This window comes from Proteinivorax tanatarense (genome assembly GCF_040267685.1).
Classification (GTDB): domain Bacteria; phylum Bacillota; class Proteinivoracia; order Proteinivoracales; family Proteinivoracaceae; genus Proteinivorax; species Proteinivorax tanatarense.
In genome coordinates, this window is sequence record NZ_CP158367.1 from 210,162 (window position 1) to 225,553 (window position 15,392).

Genomic DNA, 15,392 nt, shown 5'->3' on the forward strand with positions numbered 1-15,392 from the left:
ACCTTCCTACGCGTCTTTGTTTATTTCTTTTTTTATCGTTCTCATATAACCGTAAAGCATTTTAGTAATTTCTTTGATGTTTTCATCGTACTCTTTATATTTGGCCTCGCTAATATAATTCTGATTATAAGCACTTTCTAGGTAGTAGTCAGCTTCTCTAGCGGAACCAAATGCGTTAGCAGCATAGTTGAACTGTTTTCTCAAAAAAGGACTTGCTGTCCCCTCAGCAAGATTTGCGGCAATTGAATCAGTAGCTTTAGGAAGCTGTTTTTTTAATATATCCTGTTCGTGATGGGGGAAGGTTTTAGCTACCTTATTGATTTGTAGATGAAATAATCTTGCTTTTTGAAAAACCTTTAGCTTACGAAAATCTTTGATATGTTTCATTTCGAAACAACTCCTTTTTTTGTTTTTTTGTCTTGTATTTTTAACATAACACATAAATTTCAAAAGTAAGGAGAAAACAAAATTTTTTTATGCTTTTTAAATAAAATTTGTTATTCAAAACTAAGAGTATTTAGAAATGAATAGTGAACAAAAAAGGTAATAAAAACTTGAATCATGCTCACTCTTTGGTTATAACATTTATGAACTGTAAAGGTTCTTAGAAATAAAAGTAGGAATTTTAATGAACTAAAATGAACTAAAGGAGATGATAGCATGAAAGAACAGGTTGAATTTATTGGCATCGACAAAGGCAATGGCTATATTAAAGCAGGAAGTGAAATTATCTTTCCAGCAGGGCTTAGTGTAACAGAAGGTGAGCCGCTTTCTAACTATAGGCTTTTGAAGTACAATGGTAAGCAGTATAACATTGGAGATTCTCGGCTGAAGTTTACAAAAGATAAAGCCAATGAAGCTTTTTTAGTTTTAGCCTTGGCAGCAATCGCCATGAGATTAGAGAAGGTAAATAAGCAAAAAGGTGATGTTGTGTTAGGATTGGGGGCGCCAATTTCTGATTATGGTTTTTTGAAAAACACATACACCAACTACTTTACAAAAAATAATCTTAATTTTGCCTTTAACGGAAAAAAGTACGAAATTGATATTAAAAAAGTTTACTGTTTTCCACAAGGGATTGCAGGTTTTCTGCACAATTATCATAATTTTGGCAGCGAGTACAGTTATTTTAATCTGTTAGACTTTGGAAATATCACCCTCGATGCTGTAACCATAGGAAAAGATAAAAAGCCTATATTGGACAGTGCAATAAGCCTAGAATATGGCATGACAAGCTTAGTAAAAAGAATTCAAAAAAAGGTAAATCATACTTTAGGCATTAGCTTAGCTGAAGAGCAAGTAGAGCTAGCTCTGACTGAGAAAACTAGCGTGTTTTTTAATGAAAGGATTCAAGAAATTATAGAAGAAGCCAAAAAAGACTTTATTGAAGATAGCTTCAAAGAGCTGCATGAAAATGGCTTTAAATTACAAGGCTCAATAAATGTATTGATGGGTGGCGGGGCGAAAATAGTTAATGCGAGCATTGATGCAAACAATCACCAGAAAACCATTGGATACGCAGAAGTGATGCCAGATGAGCAATTCGCTAATTCTTTAGGTTTTGAGAAGCTGGCAAAACAAGCATACTTGCAAGGTAGGTAAAGCATGGGTTATAGAAGAATCAACCTATCCTTTGACAGCAGAAAAGATTCGCATAATAGGTCCTATGAAATGTTAAAGAACAAAGGTAGAGAAAAAACAGACTTTATCGTAAAAACTATTCTAAATGACAAAGAAAATGAAGACATTGAGCTGATAAAAGCAGCTTTGCGGGAAGTGCTAAATGAAAGCAATATAGTCAAGGAAAAACAGAAGGAAAACAAAGATAGTTCACAATCAGTTCCTGATGATGTGTTTGACATATTTGATAACATGTAGAAAGATGCAGTGGGCTATTAATAGCCCACTGCATCTTTCTACATACATGTTATACCAAAATAACACGGAATAACACGGAATAAGATGGTATTAAGAGAAAAAAGCAGATATAAAATAAAAATAGGGTCTTTTAAGGGAATGAGCTTGATTTTGCTCGAAAATAGCTTATAATAAAAATAAAACTAAAAAATTAGGAGGTTATGTAAATACAAAATGAGAAAACTGACTAAGAAGGAGAAAGAGTTACTATCTATCCATCACCTTCAAAATAATAAAGGAAGATGGACAAAGGAAGAAGAAGAATTTTTATTTGAGAAAGTAAACGAACTTAAAAATAAAATGTCTATTAAAGAGGCGTTTGCATTTGTAGGCAAGACTCTTAACAGGGGCTCCCAAGCCGTACAAGGGCGATACTATCGTATAAATAAAAAGTTCAAAATGGGAAATGATGGAATTGAATTTGAGAATGAGGGTAAGGATAACCACATCATAAAAGCTTTGCAAAATACTGAAAGAAACATTGTAAAGGCTATAAAAGATGCTGAAAAAAACGTTATAAAAGCTAGCATATTTGAGGAGAGAGACGAAACGGTAGACCATTCAATGGAAAGCATAAAAAGGATAGAAAATGAATCAAAAAGAATTCGAAAAACCTTAGATGAAATTGATGAAGATGTTTCTGCTTGGAAGTCTAAGTGGGGAAAACGTTAAATCGGAATTTAGAAATGCGATTCTTAAATAGAAGAGGGAGAAGGAAATGTGTATAGAAATGGCACCTGAGTAGGAGGGAAATGCTTTTATTTGCAGAAAAAGCCACTTAAGTGGCTATGAAACCGTTTAAGTGGACAAAAACCAATTTTGAACTTAAAATCGAGAAAATCTTGAAAGGATATGTATAAAGACAGTACAATTCATGTAGTGATGTTGGAATTAATATAAATAAGGAGGATTTTAAATGACAAGCAAAGCAGAGATTTTACAGGAGAACTTTTTAATCATAAGAGCAAATTTTGCATTAAAATACGATTTGGCATCTAAACAGGAACTTAGAGAGGCAGGTGCGCCTGTTTTTGATACGGAAACTCTTAAGCAAAAGATAGAAGAGTTTTTAGAAGATATTAAAAATGACAAAGAGGCTTTTTTAGCGGTAGAAGATATAATTTTCGAAAATGCCTGGATTGATGAGATTTTTCTAGAAACAATCCGATTTTACCCGGAATCGTTTTTAGAAAAATATAAAGGGAGGAACAAAAATTTTCTACGGGAAAAGATTTACCCCAGAATTTTTGAAGTCATGCGCAAGCTAAACAGCGGAAAAGAGGAAGATTACCTACATTTTAAAGATGAGGATATTGAAGAAAATCATGAACGGAAAAGAAGTTCCGATTATTGGCTGTCGAGAAATTACTATCTGGCAGCAAAAATTTCTGATGAAAAGTGGGGCAAAAAAATTTTCGATGATGCTTATAGGACTTATCAGCAGAAAAAATTATTGGAAAACAGCAAATTAAGTTATTATGAGCTTTTCAGAAAAGCTAGTACAACATATGCAAAAATTCTAACTATTAACGAGTTATGGCAAAAAGTCGAGGTAGGCAACAGAGTGGACTATTGCCCGTTAACCAATCATAAAGATGATATTTTGAGTATTGCTGAAGATATTTTAAAGTCCGGAGATGAACTATTGATTGAAGAAATCAGCAACTTACTCTTGCCGATTTTTATGATTAAAGACGCTAAGATTCAAGATTTAAAAAACGATATTGTCAAAATTTATTGGCAATTTAAAGAGAATGAATCTGTGAAATCGAATTTGTCGATTTTGCAAACTATGTATTAGATAATTATTAACTTTCATTAAGGGTGCTACTAACGAGAGTAGTGCTCTTTTTGATTAAAAATTAAAAGCGTTTACATGTAAAATTAATAATGATAATATCACTTGTAAGGGGGGGGAACATGGAAATTACTAAAAAAGATATTGAAGACTTTCAAGAAAACCTTTCGCTGGCATTGGTTAAAATGTCGCAAGGCAAACTAGATAAAGAAGGAGCTGATAGCCTTGCCAGCTCTGCTGTAAAAAAGGTAGATTTCTCGCCGGATTCAGCTCTAGCACACAAAGGTGTGAACTGGTATGCTAAGAGGATTTTGGAGACGATAGGAATTTTGTAGTGCGACTCCTAGGTATTCAGATAAGCATCTACTATTCTTACCCATGGAACAAGATGTCGGATGTAGTTATTTTCGTATTTTAACACTCAACTTTTTACTATAGGGGTTTATAAAAGGGAGAGTGAATTGCAAGGTGTGTAGAGTTGATGTTTAGTCTTAACAAGCATAATGCAAAAAGAGTAACAATAAGACCTCTTCCTTAAAGTCAGGTTCTTATTGTTACTCTTTTTGCTAATTTTTTAAATAAGTAGCTCCCCCTGAGTTTGAGTATAAAGAAAACTGGCATATAAATATAGGAGGACATGATAATAGTACTAGGAAAAACTCTGGTATTCTAATTCTCTGAGTATAATTTTTCACCAATTTAGCCTCCACATGTTCCAGGTCTTTTTTAAAACCTATTTCTGATAAGATAATCTAGGTAATTTCAATACGTGTTTATATATTTTTTTAACCTTTAGTTTTGAAAGTAATTAGTGATTAATAAGAGAGAATTTAGGAAAAGAGCTGAAAAAATTGAAACTTGGAAGGGAAGTTAACTTATATACGAGAATATAAAATATAAATCCAATACTTTTTAGAAAGGAAGGAAGGAATTAAATTGAATATAACAGAACTGACTACTAATGATACCATTTTTTCCTTGGGACTTTATAATGCAGTAACCATAGAGCGGATGTTTAATGAAAGTAAAATTGTCTTCGATTATGAGGAGGAAAAACTGGGTATTGATGGTTTATACGTAATGTATTCTGATGAAATGAATGAACTTTTAAAGTTTATGAACGACAGGCAAAAGTTACATGGTTTTTGTCCTTACTGCAATAAGGAACTAGTATTTAATTTGACATCGGTAGAAATTAATAGTGAATTATTGGAAAGAAAGGTTTGTGTGTTAAAATATTCTGCTATTGGTCCTGAAGAATATGATTCAATGGAACGCCATAAAGATTATAAATGCAATGAGCGCATAGAATTATTAAAGAACTATACATATTTTAATAAAAAAGCTATATGCACTTTTGATAGTAGCCATATAATGAACTTTTTCTTTAAATTGGATATTTCTTATACTGGTGCAAAGGATTCAGTTACATTAACAAAAGTAGGGCAAAGTCCATCTTATACAGAAATGAACAGACATAAACACAAGAAGTTTTCAAAAGTACTGAAACAAATAAATAGCTACGATGACTATGTAAAAGGGGATAATTTATTCTCACATGATGTTGGGGTGGGCGCCTTTGTTTATCTTAGAAGGATACTTGAAAAGATATTACTATTTAAATTTAATGACTATACTAAGCATAAGGGCGAAAAAAAAGCCACTAGTATTCATGAATTTAAAAACATGGAGATGGAGAAAAAAATAAAACTATTAAAAGGATATTTACCAAAAGAATTTGATAACCTAAAACAAGTTTATGGAATTTTGAGTTCAGGAATTCATAATTTAGAAGAAGATAGTTGCAAAGGATATTATCCAGTGCTAAAGACAGCTATTGATTTAATTTTACTTGAACAAAAAGAAAGCATGGAGAAAGAAAAACTAAAGAACAAAAACAAATCTGCTATTAATAAAATAACACCAGAAGTAGGTGAAAAGGCAGATAAAGAACTAAAAAAGTTGGCTGGGAGTAAAAAGTGAGAAATAAACTAAATCTTATAAGCTATTGTGTTAATTTGGATGAATAAGATAATATAAAAGCGAGTACAACACCTTATTAAATAAACCTGTTCTTGTATTATAGTAACAAGAAAGTGACAAACAGGTATAATGCAAAAAGAGTAACAATAAGCCCTTCTCTCTAAAGTCAGGTTCTTATTGTTACTCTACTAACATTGCGTTTTTTATAAATATAAATCTAATGGACAAACTTTTTTTAAAAGCATGTTTTAATATTCGTAAACAGAAATAAAAATCCGTTTTACAAGAGGCAAAATAGTATGTAAAAAAAACAGATGTTTGATATACTAGGTATATACTTATTAAGAAAAGAGGGTAAAACATGACAAAGAATAAACTAGTACAACCACCCTTGAAATGGGTGGGGGGTAAAAGACAACTTATTTCAGAAATCGAAAAATCCCTCCCAAATAAATGGTCAACATATTACGAACCGTTTGTAGGTGGTGGGGCTGTATTATTTCACTTGCAGCCTAAAAAAGCTGTTATTAATGATGTAAATGATGAGTTAATTAATTTTTATAGTACTGTAAAAGAAAATGTTGAAGAATTAATCAATGAATTAAAAAAATTTAAGAATAAAGAGGACTTTTTTTATGAGGTGCGTGGTTGGGATAGGAGTCCAGCATACAAGGATTTATCTAGTATAAAAAAGGCTGCTCGTTTACACTTTTTAAATAAGACTTGTTATAATGGTTTATACAGGGTTAATAATGCGGGGGAGTTTAATGCCCCTTTTGGTAAATATAAAAATCCTGATTTTGTAAATGAGTCTGTATTGAGAGCAATAAACATTTTTTTAAATAAAAGCAACGTAAGAATATGTAATTGTGACTATCAAGATGCTTTGCGAGGGATAAGAAAGGGAGCTTTTGTTTATTTTGACCCTCCTTATGACCCTGTTTCATCTAGCGCAAGTTTTACAGGATATTCTCAAGGAGGTTTTGATAGAAATGAGCAAATAAGGCTAAAAGAAATTTGTGATAAATTAAATAAGAAAGGAGTCAAGTTTCTGCTTTCTAACTCAGCAACAGATTTTATAAAGGAATTATATAAGGAGTATGACATTAAAATAGTTAAAGCGAGAAGAAGTGTAAACTCTGTTGCTTCTAAGAGGGGGGAAGTTGAGGAAATACTTGTGAAGAATTATGACTAAAGTAAATAAAGGTTGGGAAGAGTTGTTTGAGAGGCACAATATTTTGTATAAGGTAGATACCGAAGGATATTATAAAGTAACGTCAAAAGCAATAAATAAGGTCAGAGAAGCTAGGCTAATGACAAAATTTGACCACAAGAATAACCTTCCGGAAATTTTTCAACAGAACAACTTGTCTATTTTGCCTATTACTAGGGGCAGTTATGTTATATCAAAATTTGATGCCTATAAAGAGTTACACTATAACAAAGACTTAGATACCGCTGAAATAGAGTTCCCATCTGAGATTGAGAGTATTGATTTTAGTAATATTTATAGTGAAGCAACGGCTTTAAATTGCGCCTATTCTACAGGAATAATAAATCTTTTTTTAAATGAAGAACATACACTGCCAACTATCAGCGGAAGAATGAGTTCAAGCAGTTTTAGTTTTAATATTAGAAATATTGAAACTAATAACAAATTTCCAGTTGATGTTCAGAACAGTCAAGTTGAAATTGATGGAGGATATGAAGGTAGAAACAAGCTTATGCTCGTAGAAGCTAAGAACTCTGTGTCAAAGGATTTTCTTGTAAGACAACTATACTATCCATATAGATTGTGGAGACAGAAAGTAAGTAAAGAAGTAGTTCCAGTATTTATGACGTTCTCTAATGATGTATGGAGTTTTTTTGAGTACAAGTTTACAAACCCCTTGGAATATAATTCACTTGTACTTGTAAAACAAAGAAACTACATGATAGCACCAGAAAAAATAAACTTAAATGATATAAAAAATGTCTTAGAAAATGTGACCATTATAAAAGAACCAAAAGTTTCATTTCCGCAAGCTGATTCATTTAAAAGAGTTATCAATTTGTTAGAGATGCTAATGGAAAAAGATTTGGATAGGGATTACTTGACACATACACTAGATGTTCACCCTAGGCAAACTAATTATTATACGAGCGCAGCTATGTACTTAGGTTTAATAGAAAAGAAAAGAGAAGATGGTGTGACTCTTTACTACGTTACAGAAGAAGGTAAAAAAATTATGAATATGACATATAAAAAGAAGTATTTATCAATAATAGAGAAGATACTTAGGAATCCTTCATTTAACGAGTCCTTTAGGTGTTTTTTGAAAGACGGGTATCCACCAGATAACAAAAAGATTGTTGAAATAATGAAAAAAACGAATATCTATAAAGTTGAAAAAGATAGTACCTTTTCCAGAAGAGCTACAACAGTAAAATCCTGGTTAGATTGGATTTTAAGCTTACAAGAATAAAGGAAATGTAAATATTCGCTTTCAATTCTAGTAATGTAGAAGTTTAGAAAATAAGACAGTATAATATCTAAATTAAAAGCAAATATGGTTCCATTTACATAGACTTATTTATAATTCCCTAAAACAAGAGCACAAACCAAAGCATAATGCAAAAAGAGTAACAATAAGACCCTCCCTTAAAGTCAAGTTCTTATTGTTACTCTTTTTTTACCTAAGCATCTAAAATATCTTCCTTAACAAGCAAGTATTTTTTTGTGTCTATGCCAAGTGCTTTATTAACCTTCTTGTTTGCTTTTATATAAGAGAGGTTGTATTTTTGCATAACATCAGGCAAAATTCTTTTAAGTTCATACTCTTTTTCTCCACGTCTAATATAGTTACCACCTGCTTGTAATTGTCGATTTATCAGCATACTCTTAGTAAAATAGCCGCAGGATTTAATTTGTTGTAGAATGAAATCTTCTATAGTTCGGCTAATTTTTTCAGACTTCCTGCTTTCTTTTATATTTGTATGATAAATTTGGTTTACTAATGCTTCACCGAAACAGTTTACTACAAACTTCTTGCTCATTCCGTTAATACTAAAGCCATACCTCAGCATCTTTTCTGCCCGCTCATTAGCGATTTTCAATATCCTGTTATAGTCGGGAACAGTGTAAAAAGATATACCTATATAACCATTACTTTTAGCCATTTCCTTTGCCTTTTTTTGTAAATTCACGTTAACTTTACTATAGGGGATTTTATTCAATAATCCTAAAGTACAAAATAAGTTAACATATTTATTTACGTTTCCCGTGCTTTTTTTTAGCTTTTTTGCTAAAAATCCATTAGAAAAGAAGAACAGATTATCGTCATCAACACTAAAGTATCTATTATAGGTATTTTCCTTAGAAATTTCGAGAATCGTTATTAAAGTTTGGAAGCCAAATCTAATAATCCTGTTCAATTTTGGGAAGTCCTTTTCTATCTGGGTAATTAAGTAGATGTTTGTATCAATTTTTTTAGTCTGTTTACTTATCCAACTTGAGTCGATGTTTTTAATATCAAAATACTCTATTAAATGACTTATAGCCTGAGAAGTGGTCAAGTTTTCCTTGTATTCGACAATATCAATTATATCAGCACCGTTTTTAAATTGGCAGTTAGTTGAATTACAAAAATATCTATAGGCCCCATTTCTGTAGGTTATAACAGCACTTGGCTTTGAATCTTTATGAAAGACACAATTGAAGTTCACATTAAGTTCTGAATCTAGGCCTAAAAAATCTACCAGGTTCTGTGATTTTAAAAATGGTATTAAATTTTCATATGATATCGTAGAGGATGTTCCATGTTGATTAGGCTTATAAGTCTTAAGATTATGAGTCTTTGTCTTTTTATTAATCGTTTTCTTATTACTAGGAGTGGCTACCTTGTACCCTATTGCATTGGCAATATCATCCTGAGTGTATTTTTTTGAATTGTCAAAATGAATACATTTTATTTTAAAAGGATTTTCTAAATCTTTTAAGTGATTGTAGTTTATGACTCTTAAAACTCTGCTTAAGTCCTTAACATTTGCATCAATATGTTCTTCTCTTTCTTCAAATCTAGCAAAGTACTTAATTAGTTTCTCTTGGAGAGCTGTAAAGGTTTTAAGGGAATTATCACTATCGTTTTTTACCAGCCAGTAAACATGGAAACCATTTTTGGTTTCTACAATAATGTTGGGACATAGCTCAAACCTATTTAAATTTTTAAGAGCATTTGTTTTATATTTATTAACTTCATGGTGGCTTCTATATTCATAAACAACTTTCCCATTAGAATCTAGTAAAATTTCCCCATTAACTATTTTCGGGACCTTACCAAAATCCATATCAAGAAAATGAGCGTTAACCCTTTTTATAGATTTTTTAGTAGTTCCTCCACTATTAACAACAAAGTAAATTCCATAACCTTCTCTTTGTGCTTTTTCAAAGTGTTTTCTAGTTAAAGGATATTCTAGTTCATCATCTAATCTTAATGTTGAGTCTAGTTTTTTGGCCCCATACCCTTGCTCCTGAATCATTCTGAAATAAGTTTTTTCGTTAGGACCTCTAAATGCAGATAAAAACTCTATATCTGTAATATTAAGTTGTTCTCGGTTAGTAAAGTCTAATTTTAAATTCAATTTATACTCCTCCTTCTCAGAAGGAGCCACTAAATCTACTTAAATCACTCGATGATGAAAACATTTTTATTCGCAATATACTGTTGTTAAACGGTTAAATAGCTTTTCTTTTCCACTATTAGTAACTCCGTTTTTGAAATTGTTTAGAATTTATGTTCTGAATTACGCCTTGTACCATTTTAAAGAAGAGTAACAATAAGAACCTGACTTAGGGGAGGCTTTTATTGTTACTCCTTTCTACATCATGGTTGCTATTGGTAGCTCTCATAGGAAGCTAGATAAATGTTTTTCTCACTGTCTTTAAATTAAAACCGATATATAGTTATTTCAGGACTATATTAATTCGGACCATAATATATTTGCATAATAAACACCACCCTTTATTTAAATTTAAAATCAACTCAAACTCTGTATTAACTCTGTATTTTTAACATAACACATTATATTTTGAATCATATCCTAGGGAGGATAGAACTAAAAAAGTTTGAAAATAAGCTAGTCTTCTTTTAAAATTTGCTTACCAAATTTAAGGAGGAATTAAATGCAAGACAAAGTCTTGAAAGTTGCAGAAACTACAAATTTAAACGCTTTAGTTAGAGTGATGAAAAGACAGATTAAAGAGAAAAGTTTTGTCGAAATTCAAAGTATAGGTCAATGTTCTAGCTATAAAGCCGTAAAAGCACTAATTAAAATTAGAGAATATTATAGGGATATAGAAAAAGAAGTGGAGCTAAAGCCTGAGTATGTGGAAATAAAAACAGAGGGGGGTAAAATAAAAACTGCTATAAAATGGAATATTAAAACTAACTAACATAAGACACATGGATAATCCATGTGTCTTATGTTAGTTAAAAGAACTATGTTTAGCTTTGAATAGAGCCTAACTATTTTTAGTTGATATCTATCAAGGGGGACATAGTGGGCGCAAAAAAAACATATCTAAAAAAGAGTAACAATAAGAACCTGACTTTAGGAGAGGTTCTTATTGTTACTCTTTTTCACTGGTTTATTGCTGGTTGGATGTATTCTAATAGCTATGTGTAAATGGTAAACTAAAATGGAGAGATTTTGGCAAATAGAAACGGAGAATTTTTTCCAGTTATCTACTAAAAAAATACCCCTTCTGATAAAATTAAAGAGTTAATTTATCAGAGGAGGTATGAGAATTGAAGAGGTGGGATATGTTTGCCAAAATTAAAGAAAATAGGTCTAGGGGATTAAATAAATCCCAAGTTGCAAGGCTACTAGAGATTGACTACAAGACCGTATCAAAGTACTGGGATATGGAGTTTGATGAGTTTTCAGAGCTCCATAATACAGCTCAATCACGGAGAAAGAAGGTGGATAAATACAAAAAGCAAATTTTAGAATGGATTAAAGAATACCGAGATATGTCAGCCGCTCAGATTTATGATTGGCTTTTAGAAAAACATGGTGAGCTAGATTTTAAGGAAAGAACTCTAAGGCTCTATGTAAACAAGCTTAGAAAAGAATATGACTTGCCCAAAGTGACATCAGTTAGGCAGTATGAAGAAATAGAAAATCTTCCTATGGGGTATCAAGCTCAAGTTGATCTAGGAGAGATATGGCTTAAGACACATGATAATAAAAGAGTAAAAGCATATTGTTTTGGAATGGTTTTATCCCATTCAAGATACAAGTTCGTATGGTGGTCGGACAAGCCATTTACAACATCAAGTTTCATCAAAGCCCACAACAAAGCTTTTGAGTACTTTGGCGGCAGACCCAAAGAGATAGTTTATGATCAAGATAAAGTACTAGTAGTTTCTGAAAACAATGGAGATATATTATATACCGAAGGATTTCAAAATTATCTTAACTCTCTTAAGTTTAAAGTGTACCTTTGCAGAAAGGCTGATCCTGAAAGCAAAGGCAAAGTAGAAGCTGTAGTAAAGTATGCCAAGAATAACTTCGCTAAACATAGAAAATTTGTAGATATTGAATCCTTTAATGATGATAATCTAAAATGGCTAGAAAGAACCGGCAATAAAAAAGTCCATGAAACAACAAAGAAGGTACCGGCAGAAGTGTTTGCTCTGGAAAAGGAACACTTAATGCCAATACCTACCCTCTTTGCTGAATCAACTGATACTAAAATTTTAACCTATCTAGTAAGAAAAAACAATACAGTATTTTACAAACAAAACAGATATCAAGTACCCATAGGGACTTATTCACCAGGTAAAGAAGTTAATTTATCAGTTAAAAAAGATTGTATCGAAATAATTGATAAAGATACTAATGAGTTGATTATCACACATAAAATTGCTAAAGGAAAAGGTCAGCTAGTAACAATAGACCACCCAGATAGGCAAAAATCAAGAAAGTACAGTTGCGACGAAATGCGTGAGAAAGTTTTAAAAAGTTTAGGAGAAACTGATAAGGCAATAACGTTTGTTGATATCATTAGGGCTGAAAAATCTAGATACTTTAAAGATCAATCTAACCTAATAATTAAAACAGTGACATCTGAAAACCCGTCACTTGTACAAAAAGCTATTGATTACTGCGTTGAAAGAAAACTCTACAGCGCTGGCATGCTTAAGGATACAATCCAATACTTTAAGGAGGAAGAAAAACGACAACTTAATAAAAAGTACTTTAAGGCAGACATTTCTACCCCTTCAAAGTATCAGGATTTAAAGCCTGAAATAAGAAGTATTGAAGAGTATACTAATTCTTTGAAAGGGGACAGTCACAGTGGAGAAATTGGAGCTAATCAAAGAAAATGCTAAAAAATTAAAGCTTGACTACTTAAATACAAACGCTTCTCAAGTCGTTCAAGATGCAGATGGAAAAAGCATTTCATATCAGCAATTTTTGTTAAACATACTTCAGGAAGAAATGAAACTAAAAGAAGAAAAAGCACAGGCAAGAAGGCTAAAAAACGCTGGTTTTCCTACACTTAAAATTATAGAAGATTTTGATTTAGATTTTCAAAAGTCCATAACTCAAAGACAAGTTAACAGTTTATCGGAATTGGAATGGATAGACCGTATGTATAATTTAATTTTTTTGGGCCCTCCTGGGGTCGGTAAAACTCACTTAGCAATAGCACTAGGCTACAGGGCTGTTGAGATGGGGTACAAGGTTAGCTTTGTTACTATGAACGACCTTATGCACTGTTTAAAAACCCAAGAGATATCAAGAAAAAGTAAAGGCAAAATAAATAAGGTTTTGTCCTCTAGCTTACTAATCATCGATGAACTAGGTTACTTGCCGATATCTAGGGAAGAGTCTAACCTGTTTTTCCAACTCATAACGGCACTTCATGAACAAGCATCACTTATTATTACCTCAAATAAAGGTCTAGAAGACTGGACTGAACTATTGGGTGACCCAGCTTTAACTACAGCTGTTTTAGATAGAATCACTCATAGATGTGAGTTATTTAATATGTCAGGTAAAAGTTATAGATTAGCACACAGAGAATCATTTTTTGAAGAAAATTCTAGGTTTTAACTGGAAAAAGGATAGGGAAAATTAATTGCCAAAATTTCTCCAATTCTACTTGCCAGTTACACTATGGCTACTGCCTATTAAGTTTTGGAGTTTGCTAACTTAATAATTTAACTAAATTGAAGAATAAGTTATAAAAAAAGGATAAGTTATAATTAATGCCATTAAATGATGGCATTAATTATAAAAACTGTGATATAATATTATTAATGATATATGGCTCGGGCAGAAAGAGGGGAGATACTATTAAAGATGTTAGATGGCAGTTTTTAAAATCATGTCTTATGACTAAAAAGAGCAATGTTGTTATTGACAGATATACTTTTGTTAACCGGAAAAAGAATATAAACTTTATTCGACAACATCTTTTAACCATAGAAGATGTAAAAATATCATTTTAGACTTATCTCCTCAAAACTGTACTACCGGGCCGGAAGCGGATAGGAATGGGTATGAGGGCTATATATTAATATTCAAAACCGACAAAATTATAGAAGAAAGTATTTATATAAAGATTAGAGTTAATCCACCTGATGAAGTGGTATGTATATCGTTTCACCAGGATTAATGTAAGGGGTGATATTCAATGCTAACTGCTTACTGTCCAAACTGTCAGAAAAAGCATGAATATGTTATTCGTGAAAACTTGATTGAAAATTTTAAAGGCTATCCTTTAAAGGTAAAGGAAGAAATTCCAATATGCTCTAATTGCAACAAAGAAATTTTTATACCTGAAGTTGAAGAGCAAAATTTAATTAAGCTCTATGGTGAATACAGAAAAGTGGCAAATATAGTCTCGCCTGCTGACTTAATTGATTTCAGAAACAGGTTTAATATATCTCAACGGGAACTTGTCGCAATATTAAATTGGGGGAAGATGACGGTTAACAGATACGAAAAAGGTGCAATTCCAAGTTCAAGTCATAATGATTTGCTTAAAATTATCATGAAAGATGAAATGATTTTTAAAGAGAAAGTTGAAGATGCATTTAAAAAAGGAAGAATTACAAAAAAAAGTTATAACAAAATCAAACAAAAATTTAACCATTCAATAAAAGATATGATGAAAAAATTGTGCATTCAAAGCTTGACTCATACAGAAAGTGAATATAATGGTTACAGAAAATTTGATATTGATAGGGTAACTAACTTAATTGGGTATATTGCAGATAAAGTCGAATTATATAAAACAAACCTTAATAAATTTCTGTGGTACATTGACTTTGAAAATTTCAAAAGACAAATTCGTTCAATCACCGGGATTCAGTATATGAGATACACACATGGGCCAGTTATAGAGGAATTTGGTTATAATGAGATATTAAACTTTTTTAACGATAAGTTTAAAGTGATTGAAACAGAAAGGGGCAACAATACAATTACAAAAATCGAAAGCAACAAAAATTACGACCTATCTATATTCGATGACGATGAAATTAAAGTAATTAATGATGTCATTGCTAAGTTTAAAGATATGAGCTGTATCGCAATTTCCCAGCGCTCACATAAAGAAGATGCTTGGAAAGAAAATAGTGACAAAGATTTAATAAGTTATAATTATGCAATGGACTTAAAAGAAAACTTCAGTGACTAA

General features: G+C 31.6%; 16 protein-coding genes. 14 read left to right on the forward strand and 2 right to left on the reverse strand.

Annotated elements, in window-relative coordinates; translation table 11 throughout:
* Positions 1–6: 6 nt before the first annotated feature.
* Positions 7–387, reverse strand: coding sequence for a four helix bundle protein (locus PRVXT_RS01145; protein ID WP_350343869.1), 381 nt, complete (start codon positions 385–387; stop codon positions 7–9).
* 273 nt (positions 388–660) lie between these two features.
* On the opposite strand from PRVXT_RS01145, the gene PRVXT_RS01150 reads away from it, so the two are divergent.
* The 8 genes from PRVXT_RS01150 to PRVXT_RS01185 all read left to right on the forward strand — a co-directional run bounded on the left by PRVXT_RS01150 (position 661) and on the right by PRVXT_RS01185 (position 8,163).
* On the forward strand, positions 661–1,602 hold the full coding sequence (locus tag PRVXT_RS01150; protein ID WP_350343870.1) for a ParM/StbA family protein: 942 nt from the start codon (positions 661–663) through the stop codon (positions 1,600–1,602).
* A gap of 3 nt (positions 1,603–1,605) precedes the next feature.
* A complete protein-coding gene (locus tag PRVXT_RS01155; protein WP_350343871.1) occupies positions 1,606–1,878 on the forward strand; it encodes a hypothetical protein in 273 nt (90 codons plus the stop codon).
* A 213-nt stretch (positions 1,879–2,091) separates the two neighbouring features.
* The gene (locus tag PRVXT_RS01160) at positions 2,092–2,589 is read left to right on the forward strand and encodes a hypothetical protein (RefSeq protein WP_350343872.1); all 498 of its coding nucleotides are present in this window, start codon (positions 2,092–2,094) and stop codon (positions 2,587–2,589) included.
* A gap of 244 nt (positions 2,590–2,833) precedes the next feature.
* Positions 2,834–3,718, forward strand: a complete 885-nt coding sequence (locus tag PRVXT_RS01165) for a hypothetical protein (RefSeq protein WP_350343873.1) — start codon at positions 2,834–2,836, stop codon at positions 3,716–3,718.
* 119 nt (positions 3,719–3,837) lie between these two features.
* Positions 3,838–4,050, forward strand: a complete 213-nt coding sequence (locus PRVXT_RS01170; RefSeq protein ID WP_350343874.1) for a hypothetical protein — start codon at positions 3,838–3,840, stop codon at positions 4,048–4,050.
* A 601-nt stretch (positions 4,051–4,651) separates the two neighbouring features.
* Positions 4,652–5,698, forward strand: coding sequence for a hypothetical protein (locus PRVXT_RS01175; protein WP_350343875.1), 1,047 nt, complete (start codon positions 4,652–4,654; stop codon positions 5,696–5,698).
* A gap of 361 nt (positions 5,699–6,059) precedes the next feature.
* On the forward strand, positions 6,060–6,893 hold the full coding sequence (locus PRVXT_RS01180) for a DNA adenine methylase (RefSeq protein WP_350343876.1): 834 nt from the start codon (positions 6,060–6,062) through the stop codon (positions 6,891–6,893).
* Positions 6,886–8,163 (forward strand): type II restriction enzyme, encoded by a 1,278-nt coding sequence (locus PRVXT_RS01185; RefSeq protein ID WP_350343877.1) that lies wholly within the window; start codon positions 6,886–6,888, stop codon positions 8,161–8,163. The genes PRVXT_RS01180 and PRVXT_RS01185 overlap by 8 nt, the downstream gene beginning before the upstream one ends.
* A gap of 211 nt (positions 8,164–8,374) precedes the next feature.
* On the opposite strand, the gene PRVXT_RS01190 is transcribed toward PRVXT_RS01185, so the two are convergent.
* The gene (locus PRVXT_RS01190) at positions 8,375–10,318 is read right to left on the reverse strand and encodes a hypothetical protein (protein ID WP_350343878.1); all 1,944 of its coding nucleotides are present in this window, start codon (positions 10,316–10,318) and stop codon (positions 8,375–8,377) included.
* A gap of 541 nt (positions 10,319–10,859) precedes the next feature.
* Here PRVXT_RS01190 and PRVXT_RS01195 point away from each other — a divergent pair.
* From PRVXT_RS01195 to PRVXT_RS01220, 6 genes are all read left to right on the forward strand, one after another.
* On the forward strand, positions 10,860–11,129 hold the full coding sequence (locus PRVXT_RS01195) for a stage V sporulation protein S (RefSeq protein WP_350343879.1): 270 nt from the start codon (positions 10,860–10,862) through the stop codon (positions 11,127–11,129).
* A gap of 107 nt (positions 11,130–11,236) precedes the next feature.
* On the forward strand, positions 11,237–11,362 hold the full coding sequence (locus tag PRVXT_RS01200; protein ID WP_350343880.1) for a hypothetical protein: 126 nt from the start codon (positions 11,237–11,239) through the stop codon (positions 11,360–11,362).
* 122 nt (positions 11,363–11,484) lie between these two features.
* Positions 11,485–13,074, forward strand: coding sequence for an IS21 family transposase (gene istA, locus PRVXT_RS01205; protein WP_350342320.1), 1,590 nt, complete (start codon positions 11,485–11,487; stop codon positions 13,072–13,074).
* Positions 13,040–13,801 (forward strand): IS21-like element helper ATPase IstB, encoded by a 762-nt coding sequence (gene istB, locus PRVXT_RS01210; RefSeq protein WP_350342319.1) that lies wholly within the window; start codon positions 13,040–13,042, stop codon positions 13,799–13,801. Before istA ends, istB begins: the two co-directional genes overlap by 35 nt.
* 155 nt (positions 13,802–13,956) lie before the next feature.
* Entirely contained in the window at positions 13,957–14,199 is a 243-nt protein-coding gene (locus PRVXT_RS01215) for a hypothetical protein (protein WP_350343881.1), read from the forward strand.
* Positions 14,200–14,384: 185 nt separating this feature from the next.
* On the forward strand, positions 14,385–15,392 hold the full coding sequence (locus PRVXT_RS01220; RefSeq protein ID WP_350343882.1) for a type II TA system antitoxin MqsA family protein: 1,008 nt from the start codon (positions 14,385–14,387) through the stop codon (positions 15,390–15,392).